The organism is uncultured Roseibium sp. (genome assembly GCF_963675095.2).
Taxonomy (GTDB): domain Bacteria; phylum Pseudomonadota; class Alphaproteobacteria; order Rhizobiales; family Stappiaceae; genus Roseibium.
In genome coordinates this window covers 43,051-59,213 of record NZ_CAXXSJ010000049.1, presented here as the reverse complement: position 1 = coordinate 59,213, position 16,163 = coordinate 43,051, and the positions used below count along the sequence as shown (strand labels likewise).

18 protein-coding genes and 3 pseudogenes are annotated in these 16,163 nt (G+C 61.9%); 9 read left to right on the top strand and 12 right to left on the bottom strand.

Annotated features, from left to right (window positions below; translation table 11 throughout):
* Nucleotides 1-59: 59 nt before the first annotated feature.
* Nucleotides 60-518, bottom strand: coding sequence for an Lrp/AsnC family transcriptional regulator (locus ABIN98_RS18465; protein ID WP_346912032.1), 459 nt, complete (start codon nucleotides 516-518; stop codon nucleotides 60-62).
* 148 nt (nucleotides 519-666) lie between these two features.
* Between ABIN98_RS18465 and rocF the strand changes: the two genes are divergently transcribed.
* From rocF to ABIN98_RS18450, 3 genes and pseudogenes are all read left to right on the top strand, one after another.
* Nucleotides 667-1,602 carry an arginase gene (gene rocF, locus ABIN98_RS18460; RefSeq protein WP_346912031.1) on the top strand — a complete coding sequence of 312 codons (936 nt, stop codon included), beginning with the start codon at nucleotides 667-669 and terminating at the stop codon, nucleotides 1,600-1,602.
* Nucleotides 1,603-1,718: 116 nt separating this feature from the next.
* Nucleotides 1,719-2,730 (top strand): annotated as a pseudogene (locus ABIN98_RS18455) (ornithine cyclodeaminase).
* Nucleotides 2,731-2,833: 103 nt separating this feature from the next.
* Nucleotides 2,834-3,253: a DUF2809 domain-containing protein gene (locus ABIN98_RS18450; RefSeq protein WP_346912030.1), complete on the top strand. Its 420-nt coding sequence runs from the start codon at nucleotides 2,834-2,836 to the stop codon at nucleotides 3,251-3,253.
* 10 nt (nucleotides 3,254-3,263) lie between these two features.
* Here ABIN98_RS18450 and gshB read toward each other — a convergent pair whose 3' ends face one another.
* The 3 genes from gshB to rsmI all read right to left on the bottom strand — a co-directional run bounded on the left by gshB (nucleotide 3,264) and on the right by rsmI (nucleotide 5,663).
* On the bottom strand, nucleotides 3,264-4,208 hold the full coding sequence (gene gshB, locus ABIN98_RS18445; protein WP_346912029.1) for a glutathione synthase: 945 nt from the start codon (nucleotides 4,206-4,208) through the stop codon (nucleotides 3,264-3,266).
* 115 nt (nucleotides 4,209-4,323) lie between these two features.
* On the bottom strand, nucleotides 4,324-4,719 hold the full coding sequence (locus ABIN98_RS18440; protein WP_346912028.1) for a YraN family protein: 396 nt from the start codon (nucleotides 4,717-4,719) through the stop codon (nucleotides 4,324-4,326).
* Between the two features lie 2 nt (nucleotides 4,720-4,721).
* The gene (gene rsmI, locus ABIN98_RS18435) at nucleotides 4,722-5,663 is read right to left on the bottom strand and encodes a 16S rRNA (cytidine(1402)-2'-O)-methyltransferase (protein ID WP_346912027.1); all 942 of its coding nucleotides are present in this window, start codon (nucleotides 5,661-5,663) and stop codon (nucleotides 4,722-4,724) included.
* 232 nt (nucleotides 5,664-5,895) lie between these two features.
* Here rsmI and ABIN98_RS18430 point away from each other — a divergent pair, with 232 nt between their 5' ends.
* Together ABIN98_RS18430 and coaBC are read left to right on the top strand one after the other, a co-directional pair.
* On the top strand, nucleotides 5,896-7,092 hold the full coding sequence (locus ABIN98_RS18430; RefSeq protein ID WP_346912026.1) for a penicillin-binding protein activator: 1,197 nt from the start codon (nucleotides 5,896-5,898) through the stop codon (nucleotides 7,090-7,092).
* 68 nt (nucleotides 7,093-7,160) lie between these two features.
* Complete coding sequence (gene coaBC, locus ABIN98_RS18425) at nucleotides 7,161-8,390, top strand: bifunctional phosphopantothenoylcysteine decarboxylase/phosphopantothenate--cysteine ligase CoaBC (RefSeq protein ID WP_346912025.1); 1,230 nt, start codon at nucleotides 7,161-7,163, stop codon at nucleotides 8,388-8,390.
* 2 nt (nucleotides 8,391-8,392) lie between these two features.
* Here coaBC and ABIN98_RS18420 read toward each other — a convergent pair whose 3' ends face one another.
* Nucleotides 8,393-9,193: a class III extradiol ring-cleavage dioxygenase gene (locus ABIN98_RS18420; protein ID WP_346912024.1), complete on the bottom strand. Its 801-nt coding sequence runs from the start codon at nucleotides 9,191-9,193 to the stop codon at nucleotides 8,393-8,395.
* Between the two features lie 346 nt (nucleotides 9,194-9,539).
* Entirely contained in the window at nucleotides 9,540-9,710 is a 171-nt protein-coding gene (locus tag ABIN98_RS18415; protein ID WP_346912023.1) for an OmpA family protein, read from the bottom strand.
* Here ABIN98_RS18415 and ABIN98_RS18410 point away from each other — a divergent pair.
* A complete protein-coding gene (locus tag ABIN98_RS18410; RefSeq protein ID WP_346912022.1) occupies nucleotides 9,709-9,948 on the top strand; it encodes a hypothetical protein in 240 nt (79 codons plus the stop codon). The genes ABIN98_RS18415 and ABIN98_RS18410 overlap by 2 nt on opposite strands.
* A gap of 103 nt (nucleotides 9,949-10,051) precedes the next feature.
* Here ABIN98_RS18410 and ABIN98_RS18405 read toward each other — a convergent pair whose 3' ends face one another.
* Complete coding sequence (locus ABIN98_RS18405) at nucleotides 10,052-10,471, bottom strand: hypothetical protein (RefSeq protein ID WP_346912021.1); 420 nt, start codon at nucleotides 10,469-10,471, stop codon at nucleotides 10,052-10,054.
* Between the two features lie 173 nt (nucleotides 10,472-10,644).
* Here ABIN98_RS18405 and dut point away from each other — a divergent pair, with 173 nt between their 5' ends.
* The 3 genes from dut (at nucleotide 10,645) to ABIN98_RS18390 (ending at nucleotide 12,719) form a co-directional block, all read left to right on the top strand.
* Nucleotides 10,645-11,094 carry a dUTP diphosphatase gene (gene dut, locus ABIN98_RS18400; RefSeq protein WP_346912020.1) on the top strand — a complete coding sequence of 150 codons (450 nt, stop codon included), beginning with the start codon at nucleotides 10,645-10,647 and terminating at the stop codon, nucleotides 11,092-11,094.
* 144 nt (nucleotides 11,095-11,238) lie between these two features.
* A complete protein-coding gene (cysK, locus tag ABIN98_RS18395) occupies nucleotides 11,239-12,198 on the top strand; it encodes a cysteine synthase A (protein WP_346912019.1) in 960 nt (319 codons plus the stop codon).
* Nucleotides 12,199-12,206: 8 nt separating this feature from the next.
* On the top strand, nucleotides 12,207-12,719 hold the full coding sequence (locus ABIN98_RS18390) for a DUF2199 domain-containing protein (protein ID WP_346912018.1): 513 nt from the start codon (nucleotides 12,207-12,209) through the stop codon (nucleotides 12,717-12,719).
* Nucleotides 12,720-12,780: 61 nt separating this feature from the next.
* Here the strand turns inward: ABIN98_RS18390 and ABIN98_RS18385 are convergent, their stop codons facing one another.
* From ABIN98_RS18385 to ABIN98_RS18365, 5 genes and pseudogenes are all read right to left on the bottom strand, one after another.
* Nucleotides 12,781-12,870, bottom strand: a complete 90-nt coding sequence (locus ABIN98_RS18385) for a heavy metal-binding domain-containing protein (protein ID WP_394701561.1) — start codon at nucleotides 12,868-12,870, stop codon at nucleotides 12,781-12,783.
* Nucleotides 12,848-13,102, bottom strand: a complete 255-nt coding sequence (locus ABIN98_RS18380; protein WP_394701554.1) for a heavy metal-binding domain-containing protein — start codon at nucleotides 13,100-13,102, stop codon at nucleotides 12,848-12,850. Before ABIN98_RS18380 ends, ABIN98_RS18385 begins: the two co-directional genes overlap by 23 nt.
* A 92-nt stretch (nucleotides 13,103-13,194) precedes the next feature.
* Nucleotides 13,195-14,146 (bottom strand): annotated as a pseudogene (locus tag ABIN98_RS18375) (agmatinase).
* A gap of 152 nt (nucleotides 14,147-14,298) precedes the next feature.
* Nucleotides 14,299-15,380: pseudogene (gene trpS, locus ABIN98_RS18370) on the bottom strand (tryptophan--tRNA ligase).
* A 126-nt stretch (nucleotides 15,381-15,506) separates the two neighbouring features.
* The gene (locus ABIN98_RS18365; RefSeq protein ID WP_346912146.1) at nucleotides 15,507-16,136 is read right to left on the bottom strand and encodes a lipid II flippase MurJ; all 630 of its coding nucleotides are present in this window, start codon (nucleotides 16,134-16,136) and stop codon (nucleotides 15,507-15,509) included.
* Nucleotides 16,137-16,163 lie beyond the last annotated feature (27 nt).

Sequence of the window (16,163 nt, the reverse complement as noted above, 5' to 3'; positions counted from 1 at the left end):
CTCTAGGCGCCTTGGATGCCGATCGCTACCCGATTTGCGAGCGGTTGCGAATTGCGTTTTCAGGGCGCACGGTCGAAATCGGATGCGGAAACCGCGGGCCCCTTGCGGGTGGACAGGAGGAGATTGCTTTCCGAGCCGGCAATACCTTCGATCAGCCTGATGCGGTTCAGAACGTCGTCGAAGGCCGCCAGGTCCCGGGTCGCGATGTCGAGCACCAGGTCCCACTTGCCGTTGGTGGAATGAATGGCACGAACCTCGGTCAGGGCCGTCAGGGCGCGAACGACCGGTTCGGCGTTGCGTCCGGCCACTTCGACCAGCATGACCGCGCGGATCGGCAGATCACGCCAGTCGTCGCGTAAAACGGCGGTAAACCCGAGAATTTCGCCGCTTTCCTGCAAGCGCTCCATGCGGGCACGGACGGTCGCCCGCGAGATCTTCAGATCCTTTGCCAGATCCGACACCGACCGGCGGCCATCGGACCGCAAGGCGGAAATCAACTGAAGGTCCAGATCGTCCATTCGAGGCTCGACTTATCATTATGAAAAAGAAGATTTATCAAAATGATAAATCAGAGCTCAAATTTGCGCAACCGATCGGATTTATTCCGCCATTTCTTTGCGGCATTCTGAAGCACTCAGGATTTGATCGCTTTGGAGGGCACATCGGTTGGCACCGCAGGATATCGTTTTGGTTGGAGCGCCCATAGAGGCGGGCGCCGGACGGCGTGGCTGCCTGATGGGCCCGGATGCCTATCGCACCGCCGGTCTTGCGGAAAACCTGCAGGCGCTGGGCCACAGGGTTCAGGATCTCGGCAATCTGGTGCCCGAAACGGATGCGGGTGCCCGCTCGCCGAACGGCGTGGTCCGGAATTTCGCCGAAGTCGTGGGCTGGACCAGGGCCCTGCATGATTGCGCGCAGCAATTGGGCAGTGAGGCGGCCTTCCCGATCTACATGGGTGGCGATCACGCCCTTGCCCTTGGAACGGTCACCGGTCAGGCGGCCAGTGCCGCCGCCAGGGGCCGCCCGCAGTTTGTGCTGTGGCTCGATGCCCATTCCGATTTTCACACCTTCAGTTCCACCGAAAGCGGCAATCTGCACGGAACGCCGTTGGCTTACGCCTGCGGCCTGCCCGGTTTTGACGCTCTTCTCGGCCGGCCGCTGGAGCATGTCGTCGATCCGGAAAATGTCGAGATCCTTGGTGTGCGTTCCATCGATCCGGAAGAACGAGAACTGCTCGTCGCCCATGGTGTCGGCGTCAGCGACATGCGGGCGATCGATGAAGAAGGCGTGGCCGTCCTGCTGAAGCCGTTCCTGAAGCGGGTGGCCGACGCCAACGGGCTGCTCCATGTCAGCCTCGATGTCGATTTCCTCGACCCCGGCATTGCGCCCGCGGTCGGTACAACCGTGCCCGGCGGCGCGACCTTCCGCGAGGCTCATCTGGTCATGGAACTGCTCCATGACAGCGGCCTGGTCACCTCGCTCGATCTCGTCGAACTCAACCCTTTCCTGGACGAACGCGGCCGGACCGCGCGTCTGATGGTCGAGCTGACCGCGAGCCTCTTCGGCCGCCGTGTGTTCGACCGCCCGACCCGGAGTTTTTGATCATGACAACAAAAGAAAACGGCCTCGCCCCATCGGCCACCATTCTCTCCGGCCCGGCGCCTTCAGACTTGGCTCCCTCGGATTTGGCCTATGTGCCCTTCGTCAGCGTCGACCACATGATGAAAAATGTGCTTGCCAGTGGCGTCGAGGAATTCATCGAGGGCCTCGCCGGCTATATCGAGGAGGATTTCCGCCGCTGGGAGAGCTTCGACAAGAAACCGCGCATTCCGGCCCATGCGCCCCAGGGCGTGATCGAACTGATGCCGACCAGCGACGGCAAGACCTTCGGCTTCAAATACGTCAACGGTCATCCGGACAACACCAAGAGCGGCCGGCAAACCGTGACCGGTTTCGGCGTCCTGTCGGATCTGTCGACCGGCTATCCGCTTCTCTTTACCGAAATGACGATCCTGACCGCCCTGCGCACGGCGGCGAATTCCGCCCTCGCCGCGAAATACCTGGCGCGCAAGAATTCCCGTACCATGGCGATCATCGGCAACGGCGCCCAGTCCGACTTTCAGGCGATCGCCTTCAAGGCGCTGCTCGGCATTACCGAGATCCGCGCCTATGACATCGATATCCAGGCAAGCCTGCGCCTGTCGCGTAACCTGGCCGGCTCCGGCATTGAGGTGACGGTCTGCAAGACGGCGGAAGACGCCATCGAAGGCGGCCGATATCATCACCACTGTGACCGCTGACAAGCGCTACGCCACGATCCTGACCGACAACATGGTCGGACCGGGTGTTCACATCAACGCGGTCGGCGGTGACTGCCCCGGCAAGACGGAGCTGCACAAGGACATCCTGTTGCGCTCCGACATCTTCGTCGAATTCCCGGACCAGACCTGGATCGAGGGCGAGTGCCAGCAATTGCCGCGAGACCATCCGGTGACCGAGCTGTGGCAGGTCTATACGGGCGCGGCCGCTGGCCGGACATCGGAAGACCGCATCACCCTTTTCGACAGCGTCGGCTTTGCCGTGGAGGACTTCGCCGCCCTGCGCTACGTCCATGACCTCTTGCCGAAGACCGGCCATTTCGAAAAGCTCGACCTACTCGCCGACCCGGACGATCCGCGCGATCTGTTCGGCATGGTGCTGCGGTCGCAAAAAGCCGAAGCGGCCGCCTGAACACCCCTTGCCGGGAACCCTCCGGACGCGTAGGACGACGAGACGGGCTGGCGAAGCCTGTCCCGGTTTCGCCTGATCGAAGCGCTGTTCGTGAGGGGAAGACATGCCGATAAGCCGCACGGCTTTTGAACTGACAAAACAACGGCTTGCGCTGGCCGTAATCGTCATTGTGCTCGGTCTGGCCTTGAGGCTGATCGGTTACCGCATCGGGCTTCCGTTTTTCATCGTGAAATACGGCGGGTCGATGCTGTGGGGCATGATGGTCTTCTGGCTGGTCGGCGCGGTCCTGGCCGGGCGCGACGGGCGTCTCCTGCTCGCAGCCTCCGCGGTCTTGGCGATCGCAGTCGAACTGGTCCGGCTCTACCACACGCCCTGGCTCGATGCCTTCCGCGCTACCCTGTTCGGCGCATTGCTGCTGGGCCGGATCTTTTCTCTCTGGAACATTCTGGCCTATCTGATCGGCATCGTCCTGGCCTTCGGGCTGGAGTACGGGATCCGAAACTCCAGCCGCCGCACCGGTTGAAACTCCCGACTCAGCCGGCGACCTTGGCTTCCAGCACGTCCCAGACCCTGGCTGCGATATCCGGCCCGCCAAGGTTCCGGATGGCGCGGATACCGGTCGGGGCGGTGACGTTGATTTCCGTCAGCCAGCCGTCGATCACGTCGATGCCGACCAGGATCAGGCCTTTTTCCCGCAAGGACGGGCCGAGCCTCTCGCAAATGTGCCGTTCGCGGTCTGTCAATTCACTGTCCGTCGGCGCACCGCCGCGCACCATGTTGGACCTGAGATCCCCCTTGGCCGGCACCCGGTTGACCGCGCCGGCAAACTCGCCGTCGACGAGCAGGATGCGCTTGTCGCCATGCTTCACGTTCGGCAGGAACTGCTGGATTACCCAGGGTTCACGGAAAGTGGCGGCGAAGAAGTCGTAGAGGGAGCCGTAATTGAGATCGTCGGCTGTAATCCGGAACACCGCCGCACCGCCATGGCCGAACAGCGGTTTCATGACGATATCGCCGTATTCGGCGCGGAACAGGTCGATCTCGGCCTTGTCGCGGGTGATCAGCGTCGGCGGCATCAGGTCGGCGAATTCGGTGACGAACAGCTTTTCGGGCGCGTTGCGCACTTCGACCGGATCATTGACCACCAGCGTCTGCGGATGGATTTTCTGCAGGATGTGGGTCGCCGCGATATAGGACAGGTCGAACGGCGGATCCTGGCGCATCAGCACCACGTCCATCTCCGCCATGTTGAACCGCTCTTTTTCACCGAGAGTGAAATGGTTGCCCTTCTCGTCACGGACCGTCACCGGTTCCAGGGCGCAGAAAACGGCGTCGCCGATCATGGCCAGCCGGTCAGGCGTGTAGTGATAAAGCGCATGGCCGCGGGCCTGGGCCTCCAGCATCAGCGCAAAGGCACTGTCGCCGGCAATATTGATCGAGGAAATGTGGTCCATCTGGACCGCGACCTTGAGGGTCATGAGGAGGTCTCCCGGCGGGCGCGCTTGATCGAGCGCATTGGGACGAGTGTCTGTTGTATAGATGATATGCGACTGCCCGGGTCATTTGTCCAGAAGGACCGGGTGAACAGCTTGTTCAGCCGAAGGCCTCGAAGGCGTTGGCGATGCGTTCCGGCCAGCGCCACGGCCGCACGATCACGACATCGAAGCGCAAGGTGCAAAAACCGGCCTTCGGATGCTCTGCCACGAAGATCTTTGCCGCATTCGCGATCCTGCGCCGGCTGGCGGGGGTGACCGCGTCGAGGGCTGCTTCCCGTGTCTTTCGTGCCTTGACCTCGATGAAGGCGACCGTCTTGCGCCGCTTGGCGATCAGGTCGATTTCGCCGGCCTTGGTCTTGTAGCGGATTTTCAGGATGCGCCAGCCGGTGAGCCTGAGCGCCCAGGCTGCCCGGGTCTCGGCGGATAGACCCAGGGCATGGGCCTTGCGCCGTCTGTTTTGCCGGTCCTGACCGGACCCTGACCCGGTTCGCACGATCAGCCTCCGTCCGCTTTCAGGTCCAGCGCCAGCTTGTAGAGGTCGTTGCGGTCGAGCCCGGTCTGTTTCGCGACCTGTTTGGCTGCCGCACTGACCGGCATTTCCTTGAGCGCCTGGCGAAGCAGCTCTTCCGCGTCCTCTTCGCTGGCCTCCTGGCTGTCCTGCGGCGGACCGAGCAGAATGACGATTTCCCCCTTGGGCGGATCGCCAGCGAATTTTTCGGCAAGTTCGGCAAGCGTACCCCGCTCGAAGGTCTCGAACCGCTTGGTGAGCTCCCGCGCGACCACGGCTTCGCGCTCCGCTCCCATGATCTCGGCCATGGTGGCAAGGGTCGCCCCGAGGCGTCGGGGCGATTCGAACAGGATCACGGTGGCCGGAATGGCGGCCAGTTCCGCCAGACGCGTTTTCTTCGGGCCGCCCTTTTGCGGCAGGAACCCGGCAAACAGCACCGTGTCGCTCGGCAGGCCGGACCCGACCAGACCTGCGAGCGGCGCCGAGGCTCCGGGAATTGGTATGACCTTGTAACCGGCCTCCAACACGTCCCGAACCAGCCTGTAACCCGGATCGGAGACCAGTGGCGTGCCCGCATCACTGACCAGGGCAACCGCTTCGCCCTTTTCCAGCGCGGCCAGGATCTTCGGCCGCTGCTTGTCCGCATTGTGCTCGTGATAGGGCATCAGCGGCGTCTTCAGGCCGAAACGATGGGTCAGGGTGCCCGTGACGCGGGTGTCCTCGCAGGCAATCACGGACGCCGCAGCCAGCGTTTCCAGCGCGCGCACCGTGATATCGCCCAGGTTGCCGATGGGCGTGGCGACGATATAAAGCGCGGGCTCCAGCCGTGGCGCGTTGAAATCGTGTTCGCCTATGATGAACCGCCGGCTGGCCCGCTCGTCGGCTCCGGTCCCAGCCCCGGCCCCAGTCTTGGCTATGTCTTTGGTCATGCAGCCTCTCGATCCACCGGCCGCCGCGGCAACCGCGTTGCAGCATGTCGGAACCCTTGCGCTAATCGTGCCGCAGTGCCGTTGCAAGTGCAAATCGGAGGGTGAGCGATTCCCAGAGGTCGGCTATGTGCCTAGAATATACGGACTAAACTGGACAGAGGCCTGGTGAATCCGTAAGTGTTAACCAACAAGCGGCGAGGAGGCTGATTTGAATATCAAGCGGGTATTTCAGGTGAGAAAACGCCCAAATGCGATTGCTCGCGCCGGTATTCTGCTGGCGGCGGCCTTCACGCTGGCCGGTTGTCAGGGTTCCAGCCTCGGATCCCTCCCCGCCTCGCAGATCACCACGGGCCAGGGTCCCGCCGTGACCGGTGAAGTTGTGGGAACCGGATCTGTCCGGGTCGGCCTTCTGTTGCCGTTGGGTGCGGGCGGCGGCGGCCAGTCGATCGGAACGGTTTTCCGGAACGCCGCTGAACTCGCCCTTGCGAATTTCCCCAATTCCGACATTCAGCTTCTCATTAAGGATACCCAGGGAACGGCGGATGGCGGTCGTGCGGCGGCCCAGTCCGCCATTGCCGAAGGCGCGGAATTGATTCTCGGCCCGGTCTTCGCGCCGGCCGTTTCCGGCGCCGGGGCGGTGGCCCGGTCTTCCGGCATCCCGCTCGTAGCCTTTTCGACCGATGTGTCGGTCGCATCCCGTGGCATTTATCTCCTGAGCTTCCTGCCCCAGGGCGATGTGTCCCGGATCATCGGCTATGCCGGGACCCAGGGCAAACGGTCCTTTGCCGCGCTGGTTCCAGACAACACTTACGGCGCTGTGACGGAAGCCGCCTTCCGCCAGGAAGTCGGCCGGATCGGCGCCCGGATCGTCAGCATTCAGCGCTACAAGCTGAACGGCTCCGATACATCCGATCTGATTGCCAAGACGAATGCCCTGGCCGGTTCCATCGGCCAGATAGACAGCCTGTTCATCCCGGCCGGGGGCGGCGTCGCACCGCTGGTCATGCAGACCCTGGCGCAAAGGGGAGCGACCAACGGAGCGGTCAAGGTTCTCGGCAGCGGCCAGTGGGACGAACCGAACATGAAGAACAATCCGATCATGGCCGGCAGCTGGTATCCGGGCCCGGACGACACCGGCTTCAAGGCCTTTGCCGCCCGTTATCAGTCCGCCTATGGGTCCGCTCCGCCGCGCAATGCGACCCTTGCCTATGACGGTGTTACTCTGGCGGCCGGCCTGGTCCGCTCGGCAGGGCCGCAACGCTTCTCGACCGGCATTCTCACCAATCGTGACGGCTTTATCGGGATCGATGGCTTGTTCCGGTTCCGCCCCAACGGGCAGAACGAACGCGGGCTGGCGGTCTATCAACTGACTGGCTCGGGCGTGCAGGTGATTTCGCCGGCACCGCGTGATTTCCGTTCAGGGACGTAAGTTAAGGACCTGACGCGCAATTCGGCCTTCTTTTCGGCCCGCAGGGCCGCCTTCTGGAGAAACGGGTAATGCTCGCGGACAAGCGGATCGTCCTGATCATCAGCGGCGGAATTGCCGCCTACAAGGCGCTCGACCTGATCCGGCGGCTGCGCGAACGCGGCGCGCAGGTTCTCCCGATCATGACTCGCGGCGCCAGGGAGTTCATCACGCCTCTGGCGGTCGGTGCCCTGGCGGCGGAAAAGGTCTACACCGACCTGTTCGATCGCGAGGCCGAACAGGATGTCGGCCACATCCGTCTTGCGCGCGACAACGACCTGATCGTGATTGCACCCGCAACGGCTGATCTCATGGCGAAGATGGCCCATGGCATTGCCGACGATCTGGCGACCGCGGTTCTGCTGGCCACCGACAAGCCGGTCCTTGTCGCCCCTGCCATGAACCCGAAGATGTGGTCGCATCCGGCAACCCGGCGCAATGTTGCTACCCTGGAAGCCGACGGCCTGTATTTCGCCGGTCCGGGCAAGGGTGAAATGGCGGAAAGTGGCGAGGCGGGCGTCGGGCGTATGGCCGAGCCGTTGGAAATCGCGGCTGCCGCCGAGGCTGTCCTTTCCGGCAAAGCCGTTTCAGCACCGGTGGAAAAGCCGCTCGCCGGCCGTCACGTGGTGATTACCTCTGGGCCGACCCATGAACCCATCGATCCGGTGCGCTACATCGCCAACCGGTCGTCCGGCAAGCAGGGACACGCGATTGCCGCCGCCGCCGCCGCCGCCGGGGCTAGGGTGACCCTCGTTTCCGGCCCGGTGACCGTTCCCGATCCGGATGGCGTGACCGTGGTCCACGTGGAATCGGCCGCGGAGATGCTCCAGGCGGTCAAGGCCGCCCTGCCCGCCGATGTGGCCATCATGGCTGCTGCTGTCGCCGATTGGCGGGTGGCCGGAGAGAGCGATCAGAAGATCAAGAAGGACGGCTCGGGCAAACCGCCCGCCCTCGAACTGGTGGAGAACCCGGATATTCTGGCGACCATCGGCCATGATGACGCCCTGCGGCCGCCATTGCTCATCGGCTTTGCGGCGGAAACCCGGGATCTCATCGCAAACGCCCAGTCGAAACTGCAGCGCAAGAATGCCGACTGGATCGTCGCCAACGATGTCAGCCCGGAAACCGGGATCATGGGTGGCGACGCCAACACCGTGCGCATCGTCACACGTCAGGGAGTGGAAGACTGGCCGGCCCTCGACAAGAGGGAAGTGGCTACCCGCCTCGTTGCCCGGATTGCCGGGCAACTGGCTCCTGAATAGGGTCAGGCGGCTTCTGCAGCGGGGAAGCTGTAGTAGCTCATGCTGATCGAGCCGTGGGAATAGCTACGGTGCAGGAGCTTGGCGGGTACGTCTCGCCCTGCCGCGCCCATGGCGAAGAACAGCGGCAGCAGATGTTCCTCGGTCGGATGCGCCCGGCGGAATTCCGGTGCTCCATTCAGGTCTGCGAACCAGGAAATATCTCCTTTGTGCAGTCCGTCATCGATCCATTCGTCAAAGCTCTTCGCCCATTGCGGCGCCGGTGCGCCTTCGCGGTCGATCAGGCGCAGGTTATGGGTCGTGCTTCCTGAGCCGATGAGGAGAATTCCCTGTTCGGCAAGCGGAGCCAGGCTGCGGCCGAGCGCATGCACGCTTTCCGGTGTGCTGCCATGGGGCAGGGAAAGCTCGACCACGGGGACCGAAAGCTTCGGATAGACAAGGGACAGGGGTACCCAGGCACCATGATCGAGGCCCCAGGTCGTATCTTCCGACGCGTCGATTCCGGCTGTCTGCAGCAGGTTCATCACTTGCCCGACCAGCTCGGCGCTGGCCTGTGCGGGGTAGTCGATATCGTAAAGCGGCTTCGGGAAGCCGTAAAAGTCATGGATGGTCTTCAAGGCGCCGGGAGCCGAGATTTTCTGGCCATCCGTCTCCCAGTGCGGAGACAGGATGACGACGCCTTTCGGGGTGGGAATTTTCCCGCCGAGTTCTTTCAGGAATCGCTGGGCCGGAATATCGGTCAGGGCCAGCATGGGCGATCCGTGGGCCAGGAACAGGGGGGAGATGGTTTCCGATCCGATGGTCATGAGCATTTCTCCACGATGCATACGGAAGCGATAGCACCGTATTGCTTGTGTCTTCTTGAACAACAATGGTTCGATTGTCTCAAAGATGGATCTGAAGCCTGTTCAGCAGAAGTGAGATAAATTTCAAAAGGCCGTTCAATATTTTCGAACAATAGCACATATGAAGCGTAACTATCTGAATTATCGTGTGAAACAAAAAAATGCGCGGCCATCTGAACCGCGCATTTCGCAAACGAATCGAAGTTTTAGTGGTCAGTAGCCGACGTTGATCAGCTGGACCCGTCGGTTGATTTCGCTGTCCGGATGGGCCGGATCGCGCAACTGTTCCTCTCCTAGCCCGACTGCTTCAAGCATCTCCGGGCGGGACCCGGAAAGTCGTGATCAGGGCATCCCGGATGGAATCCGCCCGTCTTTGGGACAGTTTGAGATTGTATTCCCGGTCGCCCTTGGCGTCGGTGTGTCCGACCACGAAGAATTTCTGGCCGAAGAGATAAGGCGTGTGCAGGGCGTCGGCCATGAATACCGACGGTCTCATAGGATTCCGGACGAATACGGGCGGAATCGAAGTCGAAGGTAATTTCGACCACGAACTGGCGCAGCTGGGCCAGCTTTGCCGCGAGCGGCAGAGCCTGGGAGGCATTGTCTCCCGGATATTTCTGAATGTTCTCAAGGGCCTGCTTGCGCAGTTCGTCGGCGCTGATGTCCACCTTGTTCTGCGCCCCTTGCAGGGACTGGATGATTTCATCGCGGGATAACTTGGTCTGGGCCGATGCGGGCGCCTGCAACAGGAATGCGGCTATGCCGGCAGCGGCAAGGAAAGACATGATTCTCATGACTTGCTCCATGAATACTTGAAAATTACCGGTAGCCGGCGAGATCAATGGCTTCGTTGCATTTGTTGCTGACGGTGCGCTGGGCTTTCAAAAGGCAACGGAGAATGTAGCCGCTGCCGGCCTTGACGCCCTTGCACTTTTGCGCGGCGTCGCGGGCGCAGATCTTCGGAGCAGCCGCCTGTGCGGCAAAGCGGGCTTCAAGCAGCGCTGCCACCTTCACCCGGTCGGTATTGCACTGGGCCGAGACCTTGGCCTGGTTCTTTTCAAGACATTGGCCGATTTCGTTATTGGCGAGATGCGCGCTCTTGCAATAGGTCTCGATGTCCTTGCCGCAGCTTGCGCCCAGGATCTTGATGGCATCGCCGAACCCGACGGTCTGTGCCATGGCGGGCATCGCCAGTCCTATTGCGAAGGCGGTTGATAGTGCCAGAAACATTCCACGCATTGACGTCTCCCTCGGTTGCTTCAACGGCGGATTGCAGCTTTTCATCCCGGCATTAGTACCGCAAGGGGAAATTCGGCAATTGGGGCAATGACAACCGGCAGCCTTGACAAGACGTCAACGAAACGTCTCTGTCCCGGCAATGCCTTTCCATTCATCCGACAACGGGAATTTCCATGACCGCACGCCTTGAACTGAAACGCCTTTCCCATGGCGCCGATCTGCCGCTTCCCGCCTATCAGTCGGATCTCGCAGCCGGTCTGGACCTTCAGGCGGCGGTCGACGCACCGCTGGTCCTGGAGCCGGGCAAGCGGGCGCTGGTGCCCACCGGGCTTGCGATGGCGATCCCGGCAGGGTTCGAAGGCCAGGTGCGGCCGCGTTCCGGACTGGCCGCGAAAAACGGCATCACGGTGCTCAACACGCCGGGGACGATCGACGCCGATTACCGTGGCGAGGTGAAGGTCATCCTGATCAACCTCGGCGAAGATGCCTTCTCCATCGAGCGCGGATCGCGAATCGCACAGCTTGTGATCGCGCCGGTCCACCAGGCGGACATCGTTGAAGTGGAAGTGCTTTCGGAGACAGAGCGTGGGTCCGGCGGCTTCGGATCGACGGGCACGAAATGATAGTGGCAGGGGCGATCCGGATAATGGTTTTGCCGTTACGGGTATGAAATTGCCAATTGCATTCTTTTGCCAGGCAGCCGGCGTGTCTATGATGGCGCCGGATAATTTTTGAACAAGGCTGAAAGCCGTTCAGGGGAGATGCTTATGGCTGACAGGAAACCGGGCCGCGGAAAGATCTATTCCTCCATCATTGAAACCATCGGCGACACGCCGCTTGTCCGGCTCGACCGGCTGGCGGAGGCCCATGGGGTCAAGGCCAATCTGCTGGGCAAGCTGGAATTTTTCAATCCGCTCGCCAGCGTCAAGGACCGGATCGGCGCCGCCATGATCGAGGCGATGGAGGCCGACGGCAAGATCGAGCCGGGCAAATCGGTTCTGGTCGAGCCGACCTCCGGCAATACCGGCATCGCGCTTGCCTTCGTCGCCGCGGCCAAGGGCTACCGGCTGATCCTGGTCATGCCGGAAACCATGTCCGTCGAACGGCGCAAGATGTTCAAGATCCTGGGTGCTGAGCTTGAGCTCACCGATGGCGCCAAAGGCATGAAGGGCGCGATTGCCCGTGCCGAGGAACTGCTGGCGGAAATCCCGAATTCGGTCATGCCGCAGCAGTTCGAAAACCCGGCCAACCCGGAAATTCACCGCCGGACGACGGCGGAGGAAATCTGGAACGACACCGATGGCGCTGTCGACGTGTTCGTCTCCGGCATCGGCACCGGCGGCACGATCACCGGCGTTTCACAGGTGCTCAAGCAAAAGAAGCCCGATCTTCACGTGGTCGCCGTCGAACCGGCCGACAGTCCGATCCTGTCCGGCGGCCAGCCCGGCCCGCACAAGATCCAGGGCATCGGCGCCGGTTTCGTGCCTGGCGTGCTTGACACCTCCATCTATGACGAGGTCATCACCGTTTCCAACGACGAGGCTTTCGCCACCGCGCGCGAAGTCGCCGCATCCGAAGGCGTTCCGGTCGGTATTTCCTCAGGAGCGGCCCTGACCGCGGCCATCAAGGTCGGCCAGCGCGACGGCATGGCCGGCAAGACCATCGTCGTCATCATACCGTCCTTCGCCGAACGCTACCTGTCGACGGCGCTGTTCGACGGGCTGTAGGCGCAGCAATGGTTGTCGCGATCGATCCGGAAAAGCGGAAATTCTCGTTCAAATGCGCCTGTTGTGGCGAGATTCACGAAGGCGGCCCGTCATTCAGCTATGACAGGCCGCCCTCCTATTTCGGCATTCCGGAAGAAGAGCGAGATGACCGGATCAAGATCAACAGCGATCTTTGCGTCATTGATGGCGAAGAGTTCTGGATCAGAGCAACCCTCTCGGTTTCGATCTTGGGGACCGAAGATGCTTTTCTCTGGGGTGTTTGGGTCACCCAGAGCAAGGAAAGTTTCGACCGGTATGTGGAGACCTACGAAACCGATCAGTCCGGCGACGGATCGTTCGGCTGGCTGATGGTTTCAATGCCGGGCTACGCCCCGGACGACCAGCCCATGATCAGCCTTCCGGTCGATGTTTTCTGGGGTCCGGAACGGCCGGAGGTCCGCATTCATGACGACCAGGATCATCCCCCTGGCAGTCGATCAGCGGGACGGGATCAGCTGGGGACAGGGCGGTCGAGCTGGTAACGCTTCTCCTGCATCCGGAGTGAAGCGCGGGCCAGCCGCCCGCGCTATCCGAAGCATCTTCCTACCGCACGACCACGGCCGTACCCGTGGCGGTGACCATCAGCATGGAACCGTTCTGTCCGACGGTTTCATAGTCGAGATCGACGCCGATGACCGCATTGGGCGCCCATGGACTGCGCCTGGGCCTGCATTTCGCTGATCGCGATATGGCGGGCATTGGCCAGTTCCTGCTCATAGGCGCCGGATCGGCCGCCGACGATGTCGCGGATACCGGCAAAGAGATCCTTGAACAGGTTGGCGCCGAGGATCGCCTCGCCGGGTGACAAGGCCCTTGTAGTCGGAAATTTCCATGCCTGAAGCGTGTTCGTCGTCGTGGTCAGCATGCTTAAGTCCTTGTTTTCAAAATAGCGTTGAAACTAACCGTTTGTAGATGGGAAGAGTCGCAGACCGGAACAAGTGGTTTGCACCTCTTCGTTCAACGGTGATGCAGGATACGTCCGATTGTGTTCATCAGGATCTGGGCGGCGAGAATGCCGGTCGAGCCGGTCGGATCGTAATCCGGTGCCACTTCGACCAGGTCCAGGCCGACGATATCGCCGCGTTTGACGAGGCCGTCGATGAACTCCAGGACTTCGTAATAGAGAAAGCCGCCATGGCTCGGCGTTCCGGTACCCGGCGCGATCGACGGGTCGAAGGCGTCGATGTCGATGGTGAGATAATAGCGTTTGCCTTCCGGGATCCGGGCCAGCATCCCCTCAACTCCGAGCTTGCGGAAATGGCGCACCGACTGGATATCCGAGCCCATCTTCCGGGCATCTTCATAGCCGTCCCGGGCGGTCGAGGACACGTTGCGGATGCCGATCTGGCTCAGTCCCGTCACATAGGACTTTTCCGCGGCGCGGCGCATGGGATTGCCATGGCCGTAGCGCACGCCGTGGCGTTCGTCGACGAAATCGAGATGGGCATCGATCTGAACCACATGGATCGGATCCTCGCCGTCAAAGGCGTTGATGCAGGGAATGTTGATCGAATGATCACCGCCGAGCACCACCGGTAACGCTCCGGCGGCCAGGATCTTGCGGACGCCTGCTTCGATATTGGCGTGGCTCTGGGTTGTGTCGGTGTGGACGATGTCGGCGTCGCGATATCGACGATCCGGGTGGTGTCCGCCGGCAGATAGGTGATGTCGTCCTCAAAGTCATAGGCGCCGGCATGGCCGAAGGAAAACAGCGTCGAGCTTCCCGGATGCCGCGCGGGCCCATGCGGGCGCCGGAGCGCCACTGGGTGCCGAAATCGAACGGCGCGCCCATGACCGCAACATCGGCGTCGATGGCATCCCAGTCCGGCTGATACGGGGACTTGCCGAAGGTGCAGATCCCGACAAAGGGCAGGTTCAGACGTCCCGATTCATATCCGTGCGATGCCAAGGCCTGAGTCTCCGTTCGTGTGCGTTTGGATCTCAGCTTAAGCCGCAGGCGAGCCGGAATTTCACCCCCAATTTCGAACGCTTCGAAGGGAATAAAAGAAAACGCCGGTGCGTTCACCGGGCGTTTTGCCGTTTCACGTGAATCCGGACGGTTCAGGCCACGTCCAGAAACCCGATGATCTTGCGGACATCCTTCAGGATCGGGTCGGCGATGGCCGAAGCTTTTTCCGCACCGTCCTTGAGGATCTGGTCGATTTCCGCCGGGTCAGAGGTCAGACGGCGCATTTCCTCCGTCATCGGCGCAAGCTTGGCAACCGCGAGGTCGGCCAGGGCCGGCTTGAACGCGGAGAACTGTTCGCCACCGAAGTCCTTCAGCACCTCTTCCTTGGTGTGACCGGCAAGGGCGGCATAGATGCCGACCAAGTTATCCGCTTCCGGGCGGCCTTCCAGGCCCTTGATTTCGCTCGGCAGCGCGTCCGGGGTCGGTCTTGGCCTTGCGGATCTTCTTGGCGATCGAATCGGCGTCGTCGGTCAGGTTGATGCGCGACAGGTCCGACGGATCGGATTTCGACATCTTCTTGGTGCCGTCGCGCAGGGACATGATCCGCGTCGCCGGGCCGGTGATCATCGGCTCGGTGATCGGGAAATACAGTTCCTCGGGCAGTTCCGGAGACGGCGTCGGGTTCGGCACGCCGACACCGAGGTCCTTGATTCGGTCGGCGAAGTCGTTGTTGAACTTCTGCGCGATGTCCCGGGTCAGTTCCAGGTGCTGCTTCTGGTCGTCGCCGACGGGCACATGGGTCGCCCGGTAGGCGAGGATGTCCGCTGCCATCAGGTTCGGATAGGCGAACAGGCCGACGGAGGCGTTTTCCCGGTTCTTGCCGGCCTTTTCCTTGAATTGGGTCATCCGGCTGAGCCAGCCCATGCGCGCGACGCAGTTGAAGATCCAGGCCAGTTCCGCATGGGCGCGGACCTGGGACTGGTTGAAGATGATCGATTTCTTCGGGTCGATGCCCGGCAGCCATATAGGCCGCGGTCACTTCGCGGGTCGCGCTCGCAAGCTCGCCCGGTCCCGGGATGCTTGCGGTAATGGCGTGCAGGTCCACGACGCAGAAGATCGTTTCCATCTGGTCCTGCAGGGGCACCCAGCGGGAAACCGCGCCGAGATAGTTGCCGAGATGGAGATTGCCGGTCGGCTGAACGCCGGAAAAGACACGGGGCTGGAACGCCGTCATGATAAGTCCCTGGTTTTTCAAAGGCCGGTTGGAAGGGCCCGGGTACGGGTTGTTGTGCGGGGGCTACTTAGGTCAGACACAGGCGCTTTTGCAAGCGGCGATGACAGCCAGGGTGTATTCCGCGGCTCAGGTGTTGCGCCGCTTCAACGATTTCGCATGGCCGATGAGATTACTGGCGCCCGTCACCTGCGCAAAAACCGCGAAACTCGCCATGCCGACCCCGACGAGACCCCGCAAGGCGCCGCCGCCCGAATCGGCAGGGCCGAACCGAACAGCCATTCCGACAGGCCCACAGCGGAATAATGCAGGATGACGCCCATCAGCAGGCTTGCGACGAGGATCAGACCTACCTTTCGCAGAATGCGGGACGTCGGGGAGAAAATGTCCCCGGCGCCAGAGCACGAACCCGAGCAGGCTGGTGTTTGACCCCAGCCGGCGACGGTGGTCGCCAGCGCAATGCCGGACATGTTTGAACAATGGAAACAGCGCAACCGACAGCGCCACATTCACCACCATGCCGATGGCCGCGAACCACATCGGCGTCTTGGTGTCCTCGCGGGCGAAATAGCCGGGCGAAAACACCTTGTTGAGCACGAAGGCCGGCAGCCCGAAGGCAAAGGCGGCAAGCGCCATGGCCGTACCTTCGACGGCAACCGCATCGAACTTGCCGCGCTGGAACAGAACCGAGACGATTTCCCGGGGAATGACCGCGAGCGCGACCGCCGCCGGAAGCGTCAGAACGAGCGAAAATTCCAGGGCGTTGTTCAGGCTGCGCTGATACTG